The sequence below is a fragment of the Ancylobacter moscoviensis genome, assembly GCF_007559435.1.
In the GTDB taxonomy this organism is placed as follows: domain Bacteria; phylum Pseudomonadota; class Alphaproteobacteria; order Rhizobiales; family Xanthobacteraceae; genus Ancylobacter; species Ancylobacter moscoviensis.
Map to the genome: position 1 here is coordinate 144,256 of NZ_VMBP01000007.1, position 22,461 is coordinate 166,716.

At 69.9% G+C, this 22,461-nt stretch carries 17 protein-coding genes; 14 read left to right on the forward strand and 3 right to left on the reverse strand.

Annotated features, from left to right (window positions below):
- The first annotated feature begins 4 nt into the window (after positions 1–4).
- From FO470_RS18820 to FO470_RS18835, 4 genes are all read left to right on the forward strand, one after another.
- On the forward strand, positions 5–982 hold the full coding sequence (locus FO470_RS18820) for a sugar-binding transcriptional regulator (RefSeq protein ID WP_418655069.1): 978 nt from the start codon (positions 5–7) through the stop codon (positions 980–982).
- On the forward strand, positions 982–2,760 hold the full coding sequence (locus FO470_RS18825) for a glycerol-3-phosphate dehydrogenase/oxidase (protein ID WP_144344533.1): 1,779 nt from the start codon (positions 982–984) through the stop codon (positions 2,758–2,760). Before FO470_RS18820 ends, FO470_RS18825 begins: the two co-directional genes overlap by 1 nt.
- Positions 2,757–3,599 (forward strand): class I fructose-bisphosphate aldolase, encoded by an 843-nt coding sequence (locus FO470_RS18830; RefSeq protein ID WP_144344534.1) that lies wholly within the window; start codon positions 2,757–2,759, stop codon positions 3,597–3,599. The genes FO470_RS18825 and FO470_RS18830 overlap by 4 nt, the downstream gene beginning before the upstream one ends.
- 68 nt (positions 3,600–3,667) lie before the next feature.
- Positions 3,668–5,170, forward strand: coding sequence for an FGGY-family carbohydrate kinase (locus FO470_RS18835; RefSeq protein ID WP_144344535.1), 1,503 nt, complete (start codon positions 3,668–3,670; stop codon positions 5,168–5,170).
- A gap of 18 nt (positions 5,171–5,188) precedes the next feature.
- Here FO470_RS18835 and FO470_RS18840 read toward each other — a convergent pair whose 3' ends face one another.
- Positions 5,189–5,869 carry a GntR family transcriptional regulator gene (locus FO470_RS18840; protein ID WP_244616760.1) on the reverse strand — a complete coding sequence of 227 codons (681 nt, stop codon included), beginning with the start codon at positions 5,867–5,869 and terminating at the stop codon, positions 5,189–5,191.
- 290 nt (positions 5,870–6,159) lie between these two features.
- Here FO470_RS18840 and FO470_RS18845 point away from each other — a divergent pair, with 290 nt between their 5' ends.
- From FO470_RS18845 to FO470_RS18885, 9 genes are all read left to right on the forward strand, one after another.
- Entirely contained in the window at positions 6,160–7,503 is a 1,344-nt protein-coding gene (locus FO470_RS18845) for an SLC13 family permease (protein WP_144344536.1), read from the forward strand.
- Between the two features lie 10 nt (positions 7,504–7,513).
- Positions 7,514–9,166 carry a malonate decarboxylase subunit alpha gene (gene mdcA, locus FO470_RS18850; protein ID WP_144344537.1) on the forward strand — a complete coding sequence of 551 codons (1,653 nt, stop codon included), beginning with the start codon at positions 7,514–7,516 and terminating at the stop codon, positions 9,164–9,166.
- 3 nt (positions 9,167–9,169) lie between these two features.
- Positions 9,170–10,120: a triphosphoribosyl-dephospho-CoA synthase gene (locus FO470_RS18855; RefSeq protein ID WP_144344538.1), complete on the forward strand. Its 951-nt coding sequence runs from the start codon at positions 9,170–9,172 to the stop codon at positions 10,118–10,120.
- Between the two features lie 3 nt (positions 10,121–10,123).
- Positions 10,124–11,254: a biotin-independent malonate decarboxylase subunit beta gene (locus FO470_RS18860; RefSeq protein ID WP_144344539.1), complete on the forward strand. Its 1,131-nt coding sequence runs from the start codon at positions 10,124–10,126 to the stop codon at positions 11,252–11,254.
- Entirely contained in the window at positions 11,251–12,057 is an 807-nt protein-coding gene (gene mdcE, locus FO470_RS18865) for a biotin-independent malonate decarboxylase subunit gamma (protein WP_144344540.1), read from the forward strand. The genes FO470_RS18860 and mdcE overlap by 4 nt, the downstream gene beginning before the upstream one ends.
- Positions 12,048–12,758, forward strand: a complete 711-nt coding sequence (locus FO470_RS18870; protein ID WP_144344541.1) for a malonate decarboxylase holo-ACP synthase — start codon at positions 12,048–12,050, stop codon at positions 12,756–12,758. Before mdcE ends, FO470_RS18870 begins: the two co-directional genes overlap by 10 nt.
- Positions 12,755–13,660: an ACP S-malonyltransferase gene (locus FO470_RS18875; RefSeq protein ID WP_144344542.1), complete on the forward strand. Its 906-nt coding sequence runs from the start codon at positions 12,755–12,757 to the stop codon at positions 13,658–13,660. The genes FO470_RS18870 and FO470_RS18875 overlap by 4 nt, the downstream gene beginning before the upstream one ends.
- A gap of 364 nt (positions 13,661–14,024) precedes the next feature.
- A complete protein-coding gene (locus FO470_RS18880) occupies positions 14,025–16,193 on the forward strand; it encodes a GGDEF/EAL domain-containing response regulator (protein ID WP_144344543.1) in 2,169 nt (722 codons plus the stop codon).
- Position 16,194: 1 nt separating this feature from the next.
- A complete protein-coding gene (locus tag FO470_RS18885; protein ID WP_144344544.1) occupies positions 16,195–18,675 on the forward strand; it encodes a sensor histidine kinase in 2,481 nt (826 codons plus the stop codon).
- 48 nt (positions 18,676–18,723) lie between these two features.
- On the opposite strand, the gene FO470_RS18890 is transcribed toward FO470_RS18885, so the two are convergent.
- Positions 18,724–19,692 (reverse strand): crotonase/enoyl-CoA hydratase family protein, encoded by a 969-nt coding sequence (locus FO470_RS18890; RefSeq protein ID WP_144344545.1) that lies wholly within the window; start codon positions 19,690–19,692, stop codon positions 18,724–18,726.
- A gap of 455 nt (positions 19,693–20,147) precedes the next feature.
- Between FO470_RS18890 and FO470_RS18895 the strand changes: the two genes are divergently transcribed.
- Positions 20,148–21,470 (forward strand): PQQ-dependent sugar dehydrogenase, encoded by a 1,323-nt coding sequence (locus tag FO470_RS18895; RefSeq protein WP_144344625.1) that lies wholly within the window; start codon positions 20,148–20,150, stop codon positions 21,468–21,470.
- 42 nt (positions 21,471–21,512) lie between these two features.
- Here the strand turns inward: FO470_RS18895 and FO470_RS18900 are convergent, their stop codons facing one another.
- Positions 21,513–22,457: a ribokinase gene (locus tag FO470_RS18900; RefSeq protein ID WP_144344546.1), complete on the reverse strand. Its 945-nt coding sequence runs from the start codon at positions 22,455–22,457 to the stop codon at positions 21,513–21,515.
- Between the last annotated feature and the right edge of the window lie 4 nt (positions 22,458–22,461).

The following is a 22,461-nucleotide window of genomic DNA, read 5'->3' on the forward strand; positions in this document are numbered from 1 at the left end:
GAAGGTGAGCACGGCCGACCGCGAAAGCTTCGACGCCATCCGACGGATGCATCGAATCCTGACCATGCACTTCATCGAGGGCATGAAGCAGATCGACATCGCCACGCGGACCAACCTGTCGGTGGCCAGCGTCAACCGCATCATCAAGCAGGGCCGCGATCTCGGCATGGTCGAGATCACCATCCGCAGCCCGTTCGAATCGGCCTTCGACGCCGCCCGCAAGCTGGCGGAGCGCGCCGGCCTCGCCGAGGTCGTCGCCGCTCCCTGCCCGACGCTGGACGATCCCTCGCGGCTGAAGGCGGCGGGCAAGGCGGCGGCGTCCTTCCTGCTGGAGCACCTGCGCGACGGGCAGACCATCTGCGTCACCGGCGGCAAGGGCGTGAGCGCGCTCGTCGAGGCGCTCGACACCGACCAGAAATTCGACGTCAGCGTGGTGCCGGCCACCGGCGGCGTGCAGGGCAAGCACTACACCGACGTCAACCACCTCGCCTCGGAGCTGGCGCTCAAGCTGGGCGGGCGGGCCTACCAGATCCACGTGCCGATGTTCGCCGCCTCGCCGCAGGAGCGCGACGCGCTGATGCAGGTGCGCTCCTGCATCGAGGCGCTGGACCGGGCCCGCAACGCCGATGTCGCGGTGGTCGGCATCGGCTCCATCCACGCCGTCGATTCCAGCTATTTCGACCTCACCTCGGAAGCCTCCGGCGACATCGCGGCGATCCGCGAATCCCGGGCGGAGGCGGAGCTGCTCGCCCATCTGCTCGACGGCGCCGGCCGCGTCGCGCCCTACGCGCTCAACCGGCACCTCGTCTGCGTGACCCCGGACGAGCTGGCCCGCATCCCGATGACGCTCGGCGTCGCGGCGGGCAGCGCCAAGGTCTCTCCCATCATCAGCGTGCTGAAGGGCCACTACCTCAAGGCGCTGGCGACGGACGAACACACGGCCGTCGAGATTGTCGGCCGTCTCGACCAGAAGGACAGGTAATGAACGCCTCGCAGGCCGCCAGGCCGGATCTCCGCGCTTCCAGGCTCGATGCACTCGCCCGGCGTGAACGGACCACCGTTCTCGTGGTCGGCGGCGGCATCAACGGCATCTCGACCTTCCGCGAGCTGGCGCTCCAGGGTCTGGACGTCGTGCTGGTGGAGCGCGGCGACTGGTGCGAGGCGGCCAGCGGCGCGCTCTCGCGGATGATCCATGGCGGCCTGCGCTACATGGAGACCGGCGAGTTCGCGCTGGTGCGGGAATCGCTTCTGGAGCGCAACCGGCTGCTGGCCAACGCGCCGCATTTCGTCTCGCCGCTGCCCACCACCGTGCCGCTGTTCGACTACACCTCCGGCATCACCAGCGCGTTCCAGCGCTTTCTCCGCCTCACCGAGAAGAAGGCGCGCCGCGGCGGGGTGATCGTGAAGATCGGCCTGACGCTCTACGACATCTTCGCCGCGCCCTCGCCGATGCCGAAGCACCGTTTCCACGGCCGCTCCGCCACCTTCCGGCGCTGGCCGGACTTCAACCGCGAGATCGCCTGCAGCGCCACCTATTACGACGGGCAGATCAGCCAGCCCGAGCGCCTCGGCTTCGAGATGGTCGCGGACGCCATGGCGGCCAATCCGCAGGCGCTGGCGGTCAATCATGTCCGCATGACCGGGACGAAGGACGGCCGCGTCATGCTGGCCGACACGCTGTCCGGCCGCCTGTTCTCGCTCCAGCCGGACGTGGTGGTGAACGCCACCGGCGCCTGGATCGACTTCGCCAACGAGGCCCTCACCCCGCCGGAGGCCCGCCCCAACGCCCGTCCCCCGCGGATGATCGGCGGCACCAAGGGCTCGCATCTCATCGTCGACAACCCGCGCCTCTACGACGCGCTGGGCGACGAGATGGTCTACTACGAGAACCAGGAAGGCCGCGTCTGCATCCTGTTCCGCTATTTCGACCGGGTGCTCATCGGCTCGACCGACATTCCCGTCTCCGACCCCGACGGGCTGCGCTGCGAGGATGACGAGATCGCCTACATCCTCGACTCGGTGCGGCTGATCTTCCCCGATCTGCCGATCCGCCGCGAGGAGATCGTCTACACCTTCGCCGGTACCCGGCCGCTGCCCGCCAGCGACGCCAGCGTGGTCGGCCGCATCTCGCGCGACCATTCCTGCCCGGTGGTCCCGGCGACGGCGGGGCGCCCCTTTCCCGTCTACTGCATGGTCGGCGGCAAGTGGACGACCTTCCGCGCCTTCGGCGAGCAGGTCGCCGACAGGGTGCTGGACGCGCTGCACCTGTCGCGCAGCGTCTCGACCGCCGACCTGCCGATCGGCGGCGGGCGCCACTATCCCGCCTCGGCCGGCGAGCGGGCCGCGTGGATCGAGGCCTGCGCCCGCGCCACCGGCCTGCCGCCGGCGCGCGTCGAGGCGCTGCTGCACCGCTACGGCACCAGCGCCCGCGCCATGGCCGAGGAACTCGGCGAGCAGGGCGACACGCCGCTCGCCGGCCTTCCCGAATTCAGCCGGCAGGAGCTCGACTATCTCGCCCGCCGCGAGGATGTGGAGACGCTGGCCGACCTGCTGCTCCGCCGCACCCCGATCGGCATCACCGGGCGCCTCGGCCTGTCCGTCGCCGAGGAGGCGGCCGATGTCCTCGCCGGCGCCAAGGGCTGGTCCCGCGCCGAGCGCGAGCAGCGCCTCGACGACTTCATCACGCGGCTGGCCCGCGATCACGCCGTCCGGCTGGAACGGACGGCGGACGAATTTCACGCGAAAAGGAGAGTGTCATGAGCGGTAGCCACAAGGTCCGCATGAACCGGCTGTTCCGCAACGGCCGTTGCCTCGACGTGGCGATCGACCACGGCATCGCCAACGAACCGACCTTCTATCCGGGCCTGGAGAACATCACCAAGGTGATGGCCGACCTCGTGAAGGCCGGTCCGGACGCGATCCAGGTCAATTACGGTCAGGCCGATCTGCTCCAGAACGTCGACGGCAAGGACAAGCCGGCGCTGGTGATGCGCACCGACATCGCCAACGGCTACAACACCATCCGTCACCGCTTCATGTGGGCGACGCTGCAGAACGCCGAGGAGCCGATCCTCGCCGCGCTGCAGATGGATGCCGCCGCCGTCGTCGTGAACATCTACATGATCCCGGACGAGCCGGAGATGTTCAAGCAGTGCATCGAGAACATCGCGAAGCTGCGCCGCGAGTGCGAGAAATACGCCATGCCGCTCATGATCGAGCCGCTGGCGATGCAGGCGCCCAGCGCGGCGGGCGGCTATCAGGTCGATGGCGACACCTCCAAGATCGTCAACCTCGTGCGCCTCGCGCAGGAGATCGGCGCCGACATCATCAAGGCCGATCCCACCGACGTCGCCGAGGACTTCCACAAGGTGGTCGAGGCGGCGCGCGTGCCGGTGCTGGTGCGCGGCGGCGGCAAGGGCGAGCTGAAGGGCGTGTTCCAGAAGTCCGCCGTGCTCATGCAGCAGGGCGCGGCCGGCATGGTCTATGGCCGCAACGTCTACCAGCACGACAACCCCAGCCGGGTCGTCGCGGCGCTGATGGCGATGATCCATGACGGCGCCGACGCCGAGCGGGCCAACGCCATCTACGAAGCGGCCTGAGACCCGGGACCGCCACAACGACAAGGCAGGCCGGCGCGCATCGGCCTGCCGCCATATCGGGAGGATGCATGAGCGACTATCTCCTCGGAATCGATGCCGGCAACACGATGGTCAAGGCGGTGCTGTTCGACAGCGCCGGCAATGAGCTCGCCGTGGAGGAGCGCTCGGGGTCGACCAGCTATCCCGAGCCCGGCCAGGCCGAGCGCAGCATCGACGAGATACGCCGCTTCACCGTGGAAGCGATCCGCGGCTGCATCGCCAAGTCCGGCATCGACCCCGCCGACGTGCGCGCGGTGGGCGCCGCCGGCCACGGCAACGGCGCCTATGTCCTCGACCGCGACGGCACGGGGCTGCTCGGCATCCAGTCGATCGACCGGCGGGCGGAAGCCATCGCTGGCGGGCTGGGCGAGAAGACCGGGCAGATCCATCGCTGGTCGCGCCAGCAGCCCTGGGCGGGCCAGACCCCCCTGCTGATGCGCTGGCTCGGCGAGCACCGGCCGGAGATCATGGCGCGCGCCCATGCGGTGCTGCTGTGCAAGGACGTGATCGTGCATTTCCTCACCGGCACGCTGTCCGGCGACTATTCGGACGCGGCGGTGGCCGGTCTGGTGCGCTTCCCCGAGCGCCGCTACGACGCGCAGATGCTGGAGGCCTACGGAGTCGCCCATTTCGGCGCGCTGCTGCCGCCGCTGCGCGAGAGCTGCGAGATCGTCGGCGGCATCCGGCCGGAAGTGGCGCAGGCGACCGGCCTGCGCGCCGGCACGCCGGTCGTGGCGGGCATGATCGACATCGTGGCGAGCGCGGTCGGCTCCGGCGTCTCCGCTACCGGCCAGGCTTCCATCGTCGCCGGCACCTGGAGCATCAACCAGGAAGTGGTCGACGATCCCGAGCTCGACGAGCTGGTCTTCATGACCTCGATCATCGAGAAGGACCGCTACATGGCGGTGGAGGCGAGCGCCACCTCGGCCGCCAATCTCGAATGGTTCATCCGCGAGTTCGGCAGCGGCATCGAGGTCGGCACCGGCACCGTCGCCTCCGCGTGCAGCGATCTGGTGGCGCGCGTGTCGCCCTCCATGGACCTGCCGCTGTTCCACCCCTTCATCTACGGCAGCTCCGGCAATGCCCGGGCGCGCGGCGGCTTCTACGGAATCGCCGGCTGGCACGACAAGGCGCACCTGCTCTACGGGCTGTTCGAGGGCGTGGTGTTCGGCCATCGCCAGCATGTCGAGAAGCTCAAGCGCGCCGGCGCCACCTTCGAGAACGTCGTGCTGTCGGGCGGGGCGGCGCGCAGCAAGGTGTGGCCGCAGATGTTCGCCGACATCCTCGGCATCCCCATCCGCACCAGCCTGTGCTCGCAGACCGGCGCGCTCGGCGCGGCGATCGCCGCCGGTGTGGGCGCCGGGCTGTTCCCCGATCTCGGCCACGGCGTCGCCCGCATGGTGAAGACCGCGCAGAGCTTCACCCCGTCGCCGCGCCACAAGGCGCTGCACGACCGGCGCTACCGGCTGTTCCTCACCCTCGCCGAGCTGATGGAGCCGGTCTGGGACGAGCTGCACGCCGCCGACGCCTGAGCGCCCCGTCCCCACCCGTCAGCCGGCATGGGCGAGGCTGGCGAAGAAGTCGCGCAGCCGGTCGCCCTGGATCAGCACGTGCTCGCGCAACTCGCGCTCGGCCGTCCCCGCGTCGCCCGCCAGGATCGCCGCGACGATCCGCTCGTGCTCGGCGAAGGAGGTGGCGACCCGCCGCCCGGCGCGCAGCTGCAGCCGGCGATAGGGCTGCAGCCGGGTCTGCAGCTGGCGCGTCTGCTCGGCGAGGAAGGCGTTGCGCGCCGCGCGGTAGATGATCTGATGGAACGCCTCGTTGGCGTGGTAGTAGCTGTCGCTGTCGCCCTCGGCGGCCTCATGGCGGCACTCCTCCAGCGAGGCGACCAGCGCCGCCCGGTCGGCCTCGTCGAGCCGGCGCGCGGCGAGGGCGCCGCACATGCCCTCGAGCGCCGCCATCATCTCGAAGCGCTCGACGATCTCCTGGAAGGTCAGCGATACCACGAAGGCGCCGCGCCGCGGCTGCAGCGTCACCAGCCCGTTGGCGGCGAGCTGCGCCAGCGCCTCGCGCAGCGGCGTGCGCGAGACGCCGAAGCGGTCGGCCAGCCGCTGCTCGTCCAGCCTTTCGCCGGGCTTGAAGACCCCCGTCACGATGTCGGCTTCCAGCGCCTGGCGCAGCCGGTCGGCGTGCCGGGTGCCGGTGTCGCGATCAGCGACCAAACTCGTCAAGATCGACCTCTTTTCCTGCGCGGCGGTCCCGCGTCCTGCCCGCGGCGCGCCCCTGATTCCGGGAGCGCTGCCGCTGCGTGAAACTAGCGTGGCCGCCACCCTCCGCACAACATGGCGTCTCTTGTATACAAAAAAGTTGACTTGGCATTCTATTGAGCGATGATCGCACACGGGCAGACATAAAACCAATCGCCCCGAGGAAACGCCAATGGATGTGACAGCGAATCCGCGCCCGCCGCGCGGACGGGTTTCTCATGCGCGCGTCGCCCGCCGGACGGGGGAGGCACGCCATGTCGCATGAGCTGATTTCTATCTTCGGGCTGGTGGCCATGTTCGTCGTCGCGACGATCCTGCCGGTCAATATGGGCGTGCTGGCCTTCGCCGGCGCCTTCCTCGCCGGCACGCTGCTGGCCGGGCTGACGGCGGCGAAGATCATGTCGTTCTTCCCGTCCAGCCTGTTCCTCACGCTGGTCGGCATCACCTATCTCTTCGCCATCGCCCAGAACAACGGCACCATCGACTGGCTGGTCCGCCTCGCGGTCCGCGCCGTGCGCGGGCATGTGGCGGCGATCCCGTGGATCATGTTCCTCATCGCCGCGGCGCTCACCTCGGTGGGCGCGGTCAGCCCCGGCGCGGTGGCGATCATCGCCCCCATCGCGCTCGGCTTCGCGGTGAAATACGCCATCAGCCCGCTGATGATGGGCCTGATGGTGATCCACGGCGCGCAGGCCGGCGGCTTCTCGCCGATCAGCATCTATGGCGGCATCACCAACGGCGTCGTCGCCAAGGCCGGGCTGCCGCTCGATCCCATCGTCACCTTCCTCGCCAGTTTCTTCGTCAACGGCGCGGTGGCGGTGCTGCTGTTCTTCGCGCTGGGCGGGCTGAAGCTCATCGGCCGGCGGGCCGAGCTGGCGGGCGCGCCGGCGGGGGCGGGCTATCCCGCCGCGACGCCGCCGCGCTATGGCGACGCCGAGACCGAGGCCATCACGCTGGAGCGGCGCATCGCCGAGGGCGGGGTGGCCAATGGCGACCCGATGGCCAGCAACCGTCCCTACCAGTTCCTCACCCTCGCCGGGCTGGTGCTGCTGGCGGTGCTCACACTCGCCTTCAATCTCGACATCGGCTTCTGCGCCATCACCATCGGCCTCGTGCTTTCGCTGGTGGCGCCGACGCTCCAGCGCAAGGCGGTCGCGCAGGTCACCTGGCCGGAGATCGTGCTGATCACCGGCGTATCCACCTATGTCGGCGTGATGCAGGCCATGGGCACCATCGACTACGCCGCCAACGGCGTCGCCGGCCTCGCCTCGCCGCTCATGGCGGCGCTGGTCCTGTGCCTCATCGGCGCGGTGGTCTCGGCCTTCGCCTCCTCGACGGCGGTGCTCGGCTCGCTCATCCCGCTCGCCGTGCCCTTCCTCCAGGCCGGCACGGGCGTCGAGGCGGTCGGCTTCATCGCCGCCATGGCGGTGTCCTCCACCATCGTCGACGTCAGCCCGTTCTCGACCAATGGCGCGCTCGTGCTCGCCAATGCGCCGGAGGCCTCGCGTGACGGCTTCTTCAAGCAGCTCGTCGCCTATGGCGCGGCGGTGACGGTCATCGCGCCCTTCGTGGTGTGGCTGCTCTTCGTGGTGTTGTGAGGAGGCATCGATGACCAGACCGGACGGGACGCAGCGTTCCTGGTCGACCCGGCGCGAGGACAAGCAGCGCCGCCTCCAGCGGGCGGCCGCCTTCGCCGACGGCCGCGTCCTGAAGCCGGATCGCATCGTCGAGGCGCTGGAGGCGGTCATCGCCTCCGGCGACCGCGTGGCGCTGGAGGGGGACAACCAGAAGCAGGCGGACTTCCTCTCCCGCTCCCTCGCCAGGGTCGATCCGGCGAAGGTCCATGACCTGCACATGCTGGTGTCCAGCATCAGCCGTCCCGAGCAGATCGACATCTTCGAGACCGGCATCGCCCGGCGCATCGACTTCGCCTATGCCGGCCCGCAGAGCCTGCGCGTCGCCCAGCTTCTGGAGGACGGCAAGCTCGAGGTCGGCGCCATCCATACCTATGTCGAGCTTTATGCGCGGATGTTCGTCGACCTGACGCCGCGCGTGGCGCTGGTCGCGGCGGAGAAGGGCGACCGCCACGGCAACCTCTACACCGGCGCCAACACCGAGGACACGCCCACCATCGTGGAGGCGACGGCCTTCGGCGGCGGCATCGTCATCGCCCAGGTCAACGAGATCGTGGACACGCTGCCGCGCGTCGACATTCCCGGCGGCTGGGTCGACTTCGTAGTCGAGGCGGATCGTCCCGCCGCCATCGAGCCGCTGTTCACCCGCGATCCGCGTCTCATCACCGAGCAGCACATCCTCATGGCGATGCTCGCCATTCGCGGCGTCTATGAGCGCCACGGCGTGCTGTCGCTCAATCACGGCATCGGCTTCAACACCGCCGCCATCGAGCTGCTGCTGCCGACCTATGGCGAGGCGCTCGGCCTCAAGGGCAAGATCTGCCGGCACTGGACGCTCAACCCGCACCCGACGCTCATTCCCGCCATCGAGAGTGGGTGGGTGGAGAGCGTCCACTGCTTCGGCGGCGAGGTCGGCATGGAGCGCTACATCGAGGCGCGCTCCGACGTGTTCTTCACCGGCCCGGACGGTTCGCTGCGCTCCAATCGCGTGCTCTGCCAGCTCGCCGGCCAGTACGCGGTCGACATGTTCATCGGCGCCACGCTGCAGATCGACGGCGACGCCAATTCCTCGACCGTCACCACCGGCCGTCTCGCCGGCTTCGGCGGCGCGCCCAACATGGGCCACGACCCCGGCGGCCGGCGCCATGCCAGCAAGGCGTGGCTCGACCTGAAGACCGATCCTGGCCCCACCGCGCGCGGCCACAAGCTGGTGGTGCAGATGGCCGAGACCTTCCAGTCCGGGGGCGTTCCCACCTTCGTGGAGGAACTCGACGCCGTCGAGGTCGGCAGGGCGGCCGGCATGCCCATCGCCCCGGTGATGATCTATGGCGACGACGTCAGCCATGTCGTCACCGAGGAAGGCGTCGCCTATCTCTATCTCGCCCGCGACGAGGAGGAGCGCCGCGCCGCGCTTGCGGCGGTGGCCGGCGTCAGCCCCATCGGCCTGCGGCACGATCCCTCCCGCACCGACGATCTGCGCCGGCGCGGTCTGGTCGCCTATCCCGAGGATCTCGGCGTGCGTCCCACCGATGCCCGCCGCTCCCTGCTGGCGGCCCGCAGCATCGACGATCTCGTCGCCTGGTCGGGCGGCCTCTACGAGCCCCCCGCGCGCTTCAGGAGCTACTGACCCATGCACGTTGACCTGCTGGAAGTTGATCTGCTGCAAGCCGATCTGCTGGAAGCTCGCCTGTTGGAAGCCGGCCCCTCGGGAGCCGGTTTCCCGGTGTCGAACGCTGACGCTGACGCCATCGCCGGTCGCGCGGTCGCGGCTCTGGTGGCCGAGGCGACGCTCACTCCCAAGCCGGGCCTCGTCGACCGGCGCGGGCCCGGCGCGCATGCGGATGTCGAGCTTGCCACGCTGCTCGCCTCCGCCGAGGCGCTGCGGCCGACCTTCGCGGAAATCGCCCGCGCCTCCGCCGGGCGGTGGCCCTCGCCGGAACTGCGCGAGGACCTCGCGCGGATCGGCCGCGATGGCGAGCGCCGCATGTTCGCCGTGACCGGCGGCGCCAACACCCATCGCGGCGCCATCTGGGCGCTCGGCCTGCTGGCCGCCGCACGGGTGCTGGAGGGTGCCGGCGGCAGCGTCGAGACCGTCTGCGCCACCGCCGGCCGCATCGCCCGCCACGCCGACCGTTTCGCCCCGCCGCGCGCCACCAACGGCGCGCGCGCTTGCCGGGCCTATGGCGTGTCCGGCGCGCGGGGCGAGGCGGATGCCGGCTTCCCGCATGTGCGGCTCGCCGTGGCGACGCTGCGGGCGCGGCGCGCGGCTGGCGCGGCCGAGGATCATGCCCGCCTCGACGCGCTGCTTAGCGTCATGGCGCGGCTCGACGACACCTGCCTGCTGCACCGGGGCGGGCGGCGGGCGCTGCGCGTGGCCCGGCTCGGCGCGCGCGCGGTTCTCGGCACGGGCGGCGCCGCGACGGCGGAAGGGCAGGGGGCGCTGCTGGCGCTGGACCGCCGGCTGCTGGCGCTGAACGCCTCGCCGGGCGGGGTCGCCGACATGCTCGCCGCCGCCCTCTTCCTCGACGGGGTGCCGGAGCATCGGTCTCCGGCGCCTCTTCAGGCCCAGCGGGAGATGTGAGCCATGGAGATCATCGAGCTCCGTTTTCCCGGCGATCGGCCCATCGCGCGGCGCGCGCATGTCGGCGTCGTCGGCTCCGGCGATCTGGAGGTGCTGCTGTCGCCGGCCGGCGAGACCACCGTCACCATACGCACCAGCGTCGACGGCTTCGGGCCGACCTGGCAGGCGACGCTCGCCCGCTTCTTCGCCCGCCATCCCGTCGCCGCGCGGGTCGAGATCAACGATGCCGGCGCGACGCCGGGCGTCGTCTCGCTTCGTCTGGCGCAGGCCCTTGAGGGAGACGCAGGGATGACATCGGCCGCCACCTTGTTGAACCGCCGGAGCTTCGTGGAGATGAATGCCCGCGAGCGGGCGCGGGCGCTGCTCGATGCCGGCAGCTTCCGCGAGCTGCTTGGTCCGTTCGAGCACGTCGAATCCCCCTGGCTGGCGCCGCAGGGCATCGTGCCGCAGAGCGATGACGGCGTCGTCGTCGCCCGCGGCGCCATCGACGGCGTGCCGGCCGTGGTGCTGGCGATCGAGGGCGCCTTCCAGGGCGGCAGCACCGGCGAGGTCTCCGGCGCCAAGATCGCCGGCTCGCTCGAACGCGCGCTGGCGGATGCCGAGGCCGGCCGTCCGATCCGGCCGGTGCTGGTGTTCGAGACCGGCGGCGTGCGCCTGCAGGAGGCCAATCTCGGCCTCGCGGCCATGGCCGAGATCCACGCCGCCCTCGTCGCCCTGCGCCGCCACGTGCCGGTCGTCGGGGTGATCGCCGGCCTCGTCGGCTGCTTCGGCGGCATGTCGATCACCGCCGGCCTGGCGAGCCGCCTCATCATGACCCGGCAGGGCCGGCTCGGCCTCAACGGGCCGGAGGTGATCGAGCAGAACGCCGGCATCGCCGAGCTCGACAGCCGCGACCAGGCGCTGATCTGGAGCCTGACCGGCGGCGAGGTCCGCACCGTTACCGGCCTCGCCGACACCCTCGTCGCCGACGACGCCGACGCCCTCGCCGCCGCCGTGCGCGCGGCCTTCGCGAACGGCGCCCCGGGGCCGGCCTCCAGCGCCCGCATCGATTTCTGGCGCGCCCGCCTGGCGCGGCTGCCCGAGCCGGCGACCGGCGCGGCGCTCGCTTCCCTCTGGTCGGGAGACAGGACATGAGCGACAGCGTGAGCCTGCGCGGCCGCCGCTGGTTCGAGGCCCTCGCCGGCGATGCCCCGCTCCTGCCGGGCGGGCCGGCTTCGGTGCTGGCCGCCGACGTGCCGCTCGGCGGCGAGGCGGTCCGCGCCATTGCCGTGGTGCCCGATCCGCACAACCGCTTTCCGCGCGCCCGCTCGGGCGAGATCGGCCTCGACGAGGGCTGGGCGATCGCCGCCCGGGTGCGCGAGGCGGCCGCCGTCCCCGGCCGGCCGGTGCTCGCCATCGTCGACGTGCCGAGCCAGGCCTACGGCCGGACCGAGGAACTGCTCGGCCTGTACCTCGCCTGCGCGGCGGCGGTGGACGCCTATGCCTCGGCGCGGCTCGACGGCCATCCGGTGGTGGCGCTGGTGGTCGGCAACGCCCTGTCCGGCGCCTTCCTCGCCCATGGCTACCAGGCCAATCGCGTGCTGGCGCTGGACGATCCCGGCGTTTCCATCCACGCCATGGGCAAGGCCGCCGCCGCCCGCGTCACCCGCCGCAGCGTCGCCGATCTGGAGCGGCTCGGCGAGACCATCCTGCCGCTCGCCTATGACGTGCGCTCCTTCGCCCGGCTCGGCCTGCTGCACGAGCTGATCTCCGGCGTCGACGCCGACGCGCCCACCGCCGCCGACGTCGCGCGGGTGCGCGAGCGCCTCGCCGCCGCCATCGCCGATGCCCGCCGCGGCCCGCCCGATCTCGCCGGCCGCCTCGCCTCGGAGGATGCGCGCCGGAACCGCGCCGCCTCGATCCGGGTGCGCGAGCAGCTGGCGCGCGAATGGAACTGAGGTCGCGCGATCTCCCTCGGCTGCGCGATCTCCTCCGGCCGCACGATCTCCTTCGCCTGCGCGCGCCCGCCGACGCGCGCGTGCCCGAGCCGCCGGACTGGGTGATGCCGGCGCTGGAGGCGGCGCCCTGGGTGGTGGTGCGCCGCGCCGCGCCGGTCGCCGGCCGCGTGCCCGTCGGCATACGCGGCCCGCGGCGCGACCAGCGCTGCGCCGCCGCCGTCGATCCCGCCGCCATCCTCGCTTGCGTCACCCCGGAGGCGCTGGCGCGTGCCCGCGCCTGGGAGACCGCCGCACGGTCCGGTCATCCGGCGCTGCGGGCGCTTGCGGCGCTGGCGCCGCGCCTCGACGCCACCGGCCTCGTCTGGGGCGTCGCTGGCGGGGCGGGCTTCGAGCTGGCGACCGGCCGGCCGGTGCTGCGCGAGGCGAGCGATCTCGACATCGTCCTGCGCGCGAGCTTTCCCTTGCCGGTCGACGCCCTCCGGCAGGCCGCGGCGGCGTGCGAGGCCGCGCTTCCCCCCGTGCCGCCCGCCGCCCGCGTGGATGCCCGGGTGGACGCCCTCGTCGAGACCCCCCTCGGCGCCTTCGCGCTCGCCGAATTCTACCGTGCCGGCGACACGCTGCTGCTGCGCGGCGCCGGCGGTCCCCGTCTGGTGACGCGGACGGAGCTGGAGCAGCCGGCGGAGCGGGCCGAAGCGCCATGAGCACCGCGTCCACCCCGCGCACCGCGCTCCTCTTTCCCGGCCAGGGCAGCCAGAGCGTCGGCATGCTGGCGGCACTGCCCCCGCATCCCGCCATCGCCGCGACCCTTGACGAGGCATCCGGACGGCTCGGCCATGACTGGCGCGAACTCGACACCGCCGAGGCGCTGGCCGGCACCCGTGCCGCCCAGCTCGCCCTGCTCATCGCCGGCGTCGCCACGGCGCGGGCGCTGGCGGCGGAGGCCGTCGCGGTCGACGCGGTGCTCGGGCATTCGGTCGGCGCCTTTCCCGCCGCCGTCGCCGCCGGCGTGCTGGATTTCGCCGATGCGCTGCGTCTCGTCGCCCTGCGCGGGGAGCGGATGGCGCGCCTGTTCCCGGCGGGCTACGGCATGGCGGCGGTTCTCGGCCTGCCGGCCCGCACCCTGCGCGATCTCGTCGCACGCGCCCGCGCGTCGGGCGATCTCTACCTGTCGAATTACAACGCGCCCCGTCAGATCGTGGTGGCGGGGGCGGAGCCGGCGCTGGACGCGCTCTGCCGTCTGGCGGTGGAAGCGGGCGCCCGCAAGGCCGAGCGGCTCGCGGTGGCGACGCTTTCCCACTGTCCTCTGCTCGAACCGGTGGCGGACGCGCTGGCTGGCGCCATCGCCGCGATGCCCGTTCGCCCGCCGCGCCTTCTCTATGCCAGCGCCCGCCGCGCCCGCGTGCTGACCGAGGCGCCCGCCATCGCGCAGGATCTCGCCCGCAACGTCGCCGAGCCGGTGCTGTGGCACGATGCCGTGGAGCTTCTGGTCGAGCGCGGGATGGAGCTTTTCCTGCAGGCGCCGCCCGGCACCGTGCTGGCGGACCTGCTCGTCGAGGCGCACCCGGATATGCGCGTGCGGCAGGCCGAGGCGCTGCTGCGCTGACGGGCTTCCCCGCTTCCCACCGGACATTCCCGCCGGGATGGAGGAAGCGCTTGCCGAAAACCGCGTTCGGGGTCATCACGTCCGCGATGCGGAGCCGGTCGGGTCGGTTCGTCCGCCGGGGGCGCAGGAATAAAGTGGCGACACGCCATCTGCCGACAGAAAGACCTGCCATGCCGCCGCGCCGCGCCGATAGCCGGCGCCGCCGGGGCCTCAATCGCGCGCCGTCCGGCAGGCTTCCGGGCGCTGAATCTGCTTCGAATCTGCGGCTGTTTTCGGAATGCCGGGCATGTTGTCCGGCCTATCCGGCGCGCCGGGTTTTGGTTAGCTTGGGTAGCTTCTTGTGTGTCCGGTGGCGCGAACGCTGATGCCTGCAATACTGATCATCGACGACAGCTCGACCAACCGGCGCATTTATTCAAGACTGTCCAGACAGCTCGAATCGAACGTCAATGTCCGGTCTTTCGAAAACCCGCGAAAGGCCCTCGACTGGCTGGCCGAGAACACGGCTGATCTGATCATCACCGACTACAAGATGCCGACGATGTCCGGCGCGGAACTCACCACCGCGGTACGGGCCACCAGCGGCAATCGCGACGTGCCGATCATCGTCATCACCGCCTATAACGATCAGCAATATCGCGTCACGTCGCTCGAATCGGGGGCGACGGATTTCCTGCTCAGCCCGGTCGACCACGTCGAATTCCTCGCCCGCGCCCGCAACCTGCTCCGGCTTCGCTCGCAGCAGATCCTGCTGGCGCGGCGCGCCGATCTTCTCGAGCTCAGCCTCTCCGCCAAGGAGCTTCAGCTCCGCGAGAGCCGCGAGGCCCTGGCGCAGGTCATCGATACCGTGCCCGCCATGATCAACGCGACGGACCGCGACGGGAATTGCGTGTTCGTCAACGCCCATCAGGCCGCCTTCGTCGGCAAGGCGCCGTCCGATGTGGTCGGCCAGCCCATCGAGGCGCTGCTGGGCGAGGAGCGGGCCCATATCAGCCGCCGGCTCGACCAGCTCGTGATGAAGACCGGCCGCGCCATCCCCACCCGCGAGGAGGAGGCGCTGGCGCCCAATGGCGAGCCGCGCATCTATCTCACCAGCAAGGCGCCGCTGCGCGATGCCTCGGGCGAGATCGTCAACATCCTCACCACCTCCATCGACATCACCGAGCGGCGCCATGCCGAGCGGCGGCTGGAGCACATCGCCAATCACGATTCCCTCACCGGGCTGCCCAACCGCATGCTGCTGCGCGATCATCTGCGCCGCGAGCTCGCGCGCGGGCGGCGCGGCGACCAGAACTTCGCCCTGCATTTCATCGATCTGGATCGCTTCAAGGCGATCAACGACGCCCACGGCCATCATCAGGGCGACGAACTGCTGCAGCGCGTCGCCCAGGCCCTGACCGAGCTGGTCGGTCCCAGCCACACGGTGGCGCGTCTGGGCGGCGACGAGTTCGCCATCCTGCAGCCGGACATTGACGGGCCGGACGACGCGGCCCGTCTGGCGCAGTCGATCCTCGATCTTCTGAGCAATGGCGACGATACCCCGGACGCGCTGAAGATCGGCGCCAGCATCGGCGTCACCCTCGCGCCGCGCGACGGCACCGACCCGGACGAACTGCTCAAGAATTCCGATCAGGCGATGTATCTCGCCAAGTCCATCGGTGGCGGCACCTGGCGGTTCTTCGCCGCCGACATGCGCCCGCGCGCCAGCCAGACGGCGCAGCTCGAGAGCGACCTGCGGGGCGCGCTGTCGCGTCAGGAGTTCCTTCTCCACTACCAGCCGCAGATTGACCTGCGCAGCAACCGCGTGGTCGGCGCCGAGGCGCTGCTGCGCTGGCAGCATCCCCAGCACGGCCTGCTGGCGCCCGACGCTTTTCTCGGGCTGGCGGAGGAGACCGGCCTCATCGTCCCCATCAACGAATGGGTGCTGAACGAGGCCTGCCGGCAGGGCGCGGCGTGGCGCGCCGAGGGCCTCGGCGACCTGCGCATCGCCGTCAACCTGTCGCCCATCCAGTTCCGGCGCGAGGGGGTCGAGACGCTGGTCCGCGAGGCCCTGCGCACGAGCGGCATGCGTCCGACCTCGCTGGAGCTGGAGCTGACCGAGGGCATCCTGCTCGGCTATGACAAGCAGATCGTCACCCAGATGCAGTCCCTGCGCGCGCTGGGCGTGACCCTGTCGGTGGACGATTTCGGTACCGGCTACTCCTCGCTCAGCTACATCCGCAGCTTCCCGCTGCACCGGCTCAAGATCGACCGCTCCTTCGTGCAGGATCTCGGCAGCGATCCCTCGGCGCTGGCCATCGTGCGCACCATCATCGATCTCGGCCACATCCTGCACCTTCAGGTGCTCGCCGAAGGGGTGGAGGAGGAATCGCAGCTCGCGCTGCTGCGCTCGGAAGGGTGCGACGAGGTGCAGGGCTATTATTTCAGCCAGCCGATCCCGTCCGAGGCCTTTGCCGTCTGGCTGACGCAGCATGGCCTCGGGGAGGCCGGGGGTGCGCCGGCGACGGAGAAAGAGCATGCGGGCCGCCGCTAGCATGCTCCGCTCCCTGACCGCGCCGCTGCGCTGGATCGGGTCGCGCCTGCGCAACCGGCCCGACAGCGAACACGAGATGAGCTTCAACCGGCTCGTCTTCGCCTTCATCATCGTCATCGTGCTGCTGGTGAACCGCAGCAGCAGCGATCTCGGCAGCGCGCTGGCGGTGATGGCGCTCTACATCCCGCTCGCCCTGGGGGTGCTCGGCCACATCATCCTCTATCCCGGCGTGTCGCGCGGCCGGCGCCTGTTCGCGCTGCTGCTCGACTGCGGCTTCCTCTCCTGGCAGCTGCATCTGGGCGGCGAGGTCGCGGCGCTGTTCTTCCCGATCTATCTCTGGGTGATCTTCGGCAACGGCTTCCGCTTCGGCCTCGCCTCGCTGGCGATCGCTATCCCGGTTGCTACGGCCTGTTTCGGTATCGTGGTATGGACGACGCCGTTCTGGTACCAGCAATGGCACCTGTCGGCGGGGCTGCTGGGCGGGCTGGTGATCCTGCCGGCCTATGCCGGCACGCTGATCCGCAAGCTCTCGCTGGCGACGCAGGCGGCGGAAGAAGCCAGTCAGGCCAAGAGCTTGTTCCTCGCCAGCGTCAGCCACGAGCTGCGCACGCCGCTCACCGCCATCGTCGGCATGACCGGCCTCCTGCGCGCCAGCCCGCTGGTGGCCGAGCAGCGCGAGATGGTCGAGACCGTCGCCGTCGCCACCCGCTCGCTACAGTCGCTCATCACCAGCCTCCTAGACCTCTCCCGAATCGAGGCGGGGCGGATGCCGGTGGCGAATGAGGAGTTTGATCTCATTGCGCTGCTGGTCGATGCGCGGCGGATGGTGGAGAGCCAGGTGCGTGCGCGTGGGCTGGGCTTCGACATCCATGTCACTCCCCGCACTCCGCTGCGTCTGCAGGGGAGCCGGCAGCATCTTCACGAGATCCTCGTCAATCTGGTCGGCAATGCGGTGAAGTTCACCCGCGAGGGCGGCGTGACTATCGCGGTGGACGGCGAGCCGGGAGAGGACGGCAGCCTGCAACTGCTCATGGAGATCACCGATACCGGTATCGGCATCGCGGCGAAGGACCAGGAGCGCATCTTCGAGGACTTCACCCAGGCCGACCCAAGCATCATGAACCGCTTCGGCGGTACGGGGCTCGGCCTTGCCATCGCCCGGCGGCTGGTGGGGTTGTTGGGCGGCTCGATCGGGGTGGAAAGCACGCTCGGGGAGGGCAGTACCTTCCATTTCAACGTCCCCGTCTCGGCGCTTGACGACGAGGGGCTGACGTCGCGCGAGCCCTGGCGCGAGAGCGGCGTCGTGCTGGTCTGCCGGGATGTGGCCCCGTTGGCCGACCTGCTGAATAGCCTGTCCGCGCTGGGCATCACCCCCTTCATCGCCGATCCCCGAAAAGGGCCGGCACGCATGTTCCCGCCGCAAGCGATGGGCGCCATACGCCTGCTCTTCGAGCCGGATTGCCGCAATCTGCCGCTCATCTCCGGTCCGGCCGGGCCTTCCTCCAAGACCGTGCTGATCGAGCCGCAGGTCCCGGCGGGCTTGCCGGCCATGGCGGCGCGGCAACGTGGCGTCAGTCGCCTGTCGGCGCATCCGGCGGAGATCGAGCTGCGTCGCGCCTTGACGATCGCCTGCGAGCTGGCCGCGCCTTCTTCCAGTACGGTCGCGCCGCCGCGGCCGGTGCGTCCGGGAAGGCCGCGCCGTGTGCTGCTGGCCGACGACAATCGCATCAACCAGCGAGTCTTTTCCCGTATCCTCGAAGGGGCGGGGCATTCCGTGCTGTTGGCTGAAACCGGCGATGAAGCGCTCGACCTTCTGGAGGAGAAGGCGGAGCAGATCGATATCGTGCTGATGGACTTCAACATGCCCGATACCGATGGTCTGGAAGCCACCCGACTCTACCGCATGATGGCGACCGGCGACCGGCGGCTTCCCATCGTCGGCCTGACGGCCGACGCAACCGCGTCAACCGACAGCCGGTGGCGGAACGCCGGGATGGACGAATGCCTCATCAAGCCCGTCGAGCCGGCCGCTCTGTTGGAAGTCATCGACAAGATCGCGCTCGGCGACGGACCGAGCCCGCTTCCGCGCCTCGTGCCGCGGCCGACGCTCGTCCAAATGGATGCTCCGCCCAGCCTGGATGAAAAGGCTGTCGAGAACCTGCGCAAGCTCGGTGGTTCCGAATTCCTGGTGGAGCTGATGGAAGACTATCTCGTCGACGCGGAGGCCATGCTGGACAGGCTCGGCCGCAGTGCGGCCGAGGGCGATCTGGTTGCATTCCGAAGCGAGTCGCATGCCTTGCAGAGCAGCTCGGCCAATATAGGTGCACTCGCGCTCGGTCGGGTATGCGCGCCGTGGAGGGATCTGCGCGGGGATGAATTGCGGGCGGGAGCCGCGGAATTCACGCGGCAGGCCAGGGCGGAGCTGAAGCGGACGCAGGCGGCCATGCGCGCCTATTCGGCGCGCGAAGCCGGCCTCGGCTGAAGAACGGGAGGTAGGCGATGCATCCAGAGGATGCATCGCCGATCCAGGTCATTCGGCCGCCACGAGGATGGGCACCTCGCTCTGCAGGCCCGCGAGCCGGCGGTTCTGGGCGGCGCACAGCCGGTCCATCTTCCGCAGATCTGCCTCGGTGAGGTTCAGCGCGGCCTCGGCCCAGATGTCGACGACATCGATCAGCTCATCGAGCGTCACCGGATTGACGCGGCGACGGGCGCGATAGACGGCGTGGTGGGCGTTGTGCTTCCGGTTGTGGCGGGAGATGTACTCCACCGCTGCCTGCTGGCCCTGGCCATCCTCCGCCAGCACGTCCACGACGCCCATCTCGTGAAGCTCCTCCGCCGTATGCACGCGCCCGGACAGGATGAGTGCCTCGGCGCTCTTCCTGTCCATGCGGCGCGACAGGAAGCTGTAGGCGCCCATGCCGGGGAACATGTTGAACAGGATTTCCGGCAGACCCATCTTCGCGGAGCGCTCGGCGACGATCAGGTCGAAGGAGAGAGCATGCTCGAAGCCGCCACCCAGCGCGTCGCCCTGCACCAGCGCCATGGTCACGATGGGTGAATCGAAGGCGACCGCGTTGCGGTGAATCGCCTTCACCGCGACGTGGCCGTAACGGCGCATCGCATCGAGATCGCCGCTGCGGATGCGCTGCGCGAAATGGCCGAGATCGCCACCCAGATTGTAGATGCCGGGCACGGCGGAGGCCATGACGAACCAGGAGAAGGGGGCGACTGCCGGTTCGGGCAGGTCGGCGAAGGTCCGCGTGATCGCCGTCTGCATCCGGCTGATGTCGTGCATGAGTTCGTGCGTATAGGAGGGCTTGTCGACCGGCTGCATGAAGCACCAGCAGGTTGCGTTCAGCGTGTCGATTTCCAGGCGCAGGTTGTCGTAGCCAATACCGCTGATTGCCTGAGCCGCCTGTGCCTTCAAGAGGCTGCCGGAGGCGGAAGCCACGCGGACACGCGCCGCGAACTCATCTTTCATGCCAAGTGAGGTCATCTTTTTCTCCATTTGTCGGGGGAAGTCGAAGAGGCGCCGCGCGGAATAATGCCGAACGGACAGCAGTTCTATTAGGCGCGGAACACATGACGAGGGCCAGAAACTAAAGGTGGCTGCCACATGTCTGGCTGCAAAAAGGATGCGCATCGCACATAGATTTGTGCGGCCTGCGCCGGGTCCCGCTGGATGAAGGACGCGTTTTCAAGCTGGCGCGCGATTGCAGGCAAGGATCTCGCCGGCCGGGCTGACGATTGATGGTGCCATGATAGTCATATGATCGTGCGAGCTCGCACGTGCCTGAGCTACCAAAACCGACGGTCGGCCAAAGATCTGTGCATGATGCCGCAGGCCAACCACCAAGTGCCGCAAAGATGGGCGGGGCATCGTCAGCCGGGGATTGCGTGTCCGCACCTTTCCGGGATCAGATGACGGCACCTCTCCAGCCGGAGCCGATCATGGCCAACTATGTGAAGATCAGCGGTTTTGTGGGCGCGTGCATTACCGGCGCGATTCATCTGCTCACCGATCTGCGCAAGTCGCCGGCGCTCGCGGAAGAGGCGGGCTATGGCGATCTGCCCAAGCTGCCCAAGCCCAAGCCGACGCTCATTCCCATCATGAAGATCGCACCGGCGATCGGCTGGAGCGCGGGACAGAAGCCGAAACCGGCGCCCGGCTTCAAGGTGGAGGCCTTTGTCGAGGGGCTCGACCATCCGCGCTGGATCTACGAGCTGCCGAATGGCGACATCCTCGTCGCCGAGACGGCCGCGCCCCCCTTGCCGGCCGGCATCTTCAGCCTGCGCTGGTGGGCGATGGGATTCGTGATGGTGCGGGCCGGCGCGGGAGTGAAAAGCGCCAATCGCATCACCCTGCTGCGCGACGCCGATGGCGATGGCGTGGCGGAGATCAAGCTACCTTTCCTCGAGAGCCTGTTCTCGCCCTTCGGCATGGCGCTGGTTGGCGATCAGCTTTACGTCGCCAACGCCGATTCCGTAGTGCGCTTTCCCTATGAGCCGGGCGCGACACGGATCGACGCGCCGCCGGTGAAGGTCTGCGATCTGCCGGCCGGGCGGAATCACCACTGGACCAAGAGCCTCGTCGCCAACAAGGCGGGCACCAAGCTCTATGTCGGCGTCGGCTCCAACTCCAATGTCGCCGAGTTCGGCATGGAGGAGGAGGTGAACCGCGCCGCCATTCTGGAGGTCGACATTGCGACCGGCGCCGTGCGCGTCTTCGCCGGCGGCCTGCGCAATCCGGTCGGCATGGACTGGAACCCGGTGACAGGGGAGCTTTGGACCAGCGTGAACGAGCGCGACGAGATCGGCGACGATCTCGTGCCCGACTACATGACCTCGGTGAAGGACGGGGCCTTCTATGGCTGGCCCTACTGCTACTACGACAAGATCGTCGACGAGCGGGTGAAGCCGCAGCGACCGGACCTCGTGGCGGCGTCGTTGAAGCCGGACTATGCGCTCGGCTCGCACACCGCCTCCCTGGGACTGACCTTCGTCGACGACGACCGCTTCGGCGCACGGTTCAGGAACGGCGTGTTCATCGGCCAGCACGGTTCATGGAACCGCAACCCGCCATCGGGGTACCGCGCCATCTTCATCCCGTTTGAAAATGGCGTGCCGGCCGGGCCGCCGGAGGAGATCCTCGGCGGCTTCCGCGTCGATGGAAAGGCGCTGGGCCGCCCGGTCGGCGTTCTCGTCGACAAGCGCGGGGGGCTGCTGGTCGTCGATGACGTCGGTGACTGCATCTGGCGCGTGACGCCGGTGTGAGCGACGGGGCCGACGGCCCCGTCCCACCCGGATCGTCGGCTGCTAGCGGCTACCGGTGAGGAAATCGTTGAGTTCGTGGCGCGTCGGCATGCCGTTCTGGGCGCCCTGGGACAGACAGGCGAGCGACGCGCCGGCGCAGGCGAGCCCCAGCGCATTCCCCAACTCGCTATGACCCGCCAGTTCCGCCGCCAGAATGCCGACGAAGGTGTCGCCGGCACCGGTAGTGTCCACGGGTTTCACCGGCAGGGCCGGCGCGTGAAGGCGGGTGCCTTGCGCGTCATGGGCGATGGCACCTGCCGAGCCGGCGGTGACGACACAGGTGACGTTGCCCCGGCCAGCGAGAAGCCGGGCGGCGTCCTCGATATCGGCAGGGGCGCCGAGCCTCGCCGCCGCCATCAGCGCCTCGATCTCGTTGACGATGAAGATATCCGTCACCGAGAGCAGGTCGGTGAGATCCGAGGCGGTGAGATCGGCGGGGGCCGGAGCGAGATTCCAGACGACCCGCCCGCCCGCGGCCTTCACGCGCCGCGCCGCGGACAGGCTGGCGGAGAGAGGCACCTCCATCTGCATGACGGCGACGGTCTCTCCGTCGACGAGGGCGTCCGGCAGGTCGCCGGCACGGACCGAACCATTGGCGCCGCTCGCCACGGTGATGGCGTTCTCGCCCGTGGCATCCACGGTGATGAAGGCGCAGCCCGTCGGCTCCTCGCCGGCGGCGATGTGATCGGTCGTCACGCCGTTGCCGGCGAGATTGGCGCGGCATGCCTCGCCGAAGGCGTCGCGCCCCACCCGTCCGATCATGGCCACCGAACCTCCGATGCGAGCGGCGGCGACGGCCTGATTGGCGCCCTTGCCGCCATACAGCGTGCGATAGCCGGCGGAGAGCACGGTTTCGCCCGGACGGGGGATCGTCGCCACGGAGGCGACGAGATCCATGTTGATCGAGCCGAAAACCAGGATGCGAGGCCGCTGGGCAGGCGTCGTCATGTGT

Bases quoted from the DNA above. Each gene is read 5' to 3' on its own strand.
- FO470_RS18860 (WP_144344539.1), top strand. From the start codon at position 10,124: ATGGAGATCATCGAGCTCCGTTTTCCCGGCGATCGGCCCATCGCGCGG.
- FO470_RS18875 (WP_144344542.1), top strand. From the start codon at position 12,755: ATGAGCACCGCGTCCACCCCGCGCACCGCGCTCCTCTTTCCCGGCCAG.
- FO470_RS18900 (WP_144344546.1), bottom strand. From the start codon at position 22,457: ATGACGACGCCTGCCCAGCGGCCTCGCATCCTGGTTTTCGGCTCGATC.
- FO470_RS18890 (WP_144344545.1), bottom strand. From the start codon at position 19,692: ATGACCTCACTTGGCATGAAAGATGAGTTCGCGGCGCGTGTCCGCGTG.
- FO470_RS18895 (WP_144344625.1), top strand. From the start codon at position 20,148: ATGGCCAACTATGTGAAGATCAGCGGTTTTGTGGGCGCGTGCATTACC.
- FO470_RS18855 (WP_144344538.1), top strand. From the start codon at position 9,170: ATGCACGTTGACCTGCTGGAAGTTGATCTGCTGCAAGCCGATCTGCTG.
- mdcE (WP_144344540.1), top strand. From the start codon at position 11,251: ATGAGCGACAGCGTGAGCCTGCGCGGCCGCCGCTGGTTCGAGGCCCTC.
- mdcA (WP_144344537.1), top strand. From the start codon at position 7,514: ATGACCAGACCGGACGGGACGCAGCGTTCCTGGTCGACCCGGCGCGAG.
- FO470_RS18845 (WP_144344536.1), top strand. From the start codon at position 6,160: ATGTCGCATGAGCTGATTTCTATCTTCGGGCTGGTGGCCATGTTCGTC.
- FO470_RS18885 (WP_144344544.1), top strand. From the start codon at position 16,195: ATGCTCCGCTCCCTGACCGCGCCGCTGCGCTGGATCGGGTCGCGCCTG.
- FO470_RS18825 (WP_144344533.1), top strand. From the start codon at position 982: ATGAACGCCTCGCAGGCCGCCAGGCCGGATCTCCGCGCTTCCAGGCTC.
- FO470_RS18835 (WP_144344535.1), top strand. From the start codon at position 3,668: ATGAGCGACTATCTCCTCGGAATCGATGCCGGCAACACGATGGTCAAG.
- FO470_RS18880 (WP_144344543.1), top strand. From the start codon at position 14,025: ATGCCTGCAATACTGATCATCGACGACAGCTCGACCAACCGGCGCATT.
- FO470_RS18830 (WP_144344534.1), top strand. From the start codon at position 2,757: ATGAGCGGTAGCCACAAGGTCCGCATGAACCGGCTGTTCCGCAACGGC.
- FO470_RS18870 (WP_144344541.1), top strand. From the start codon at position 12,048: ATGGAACTGAGGTCGCGCGATCTCCCTCGGCTGCGCGATCTCCTCCGG.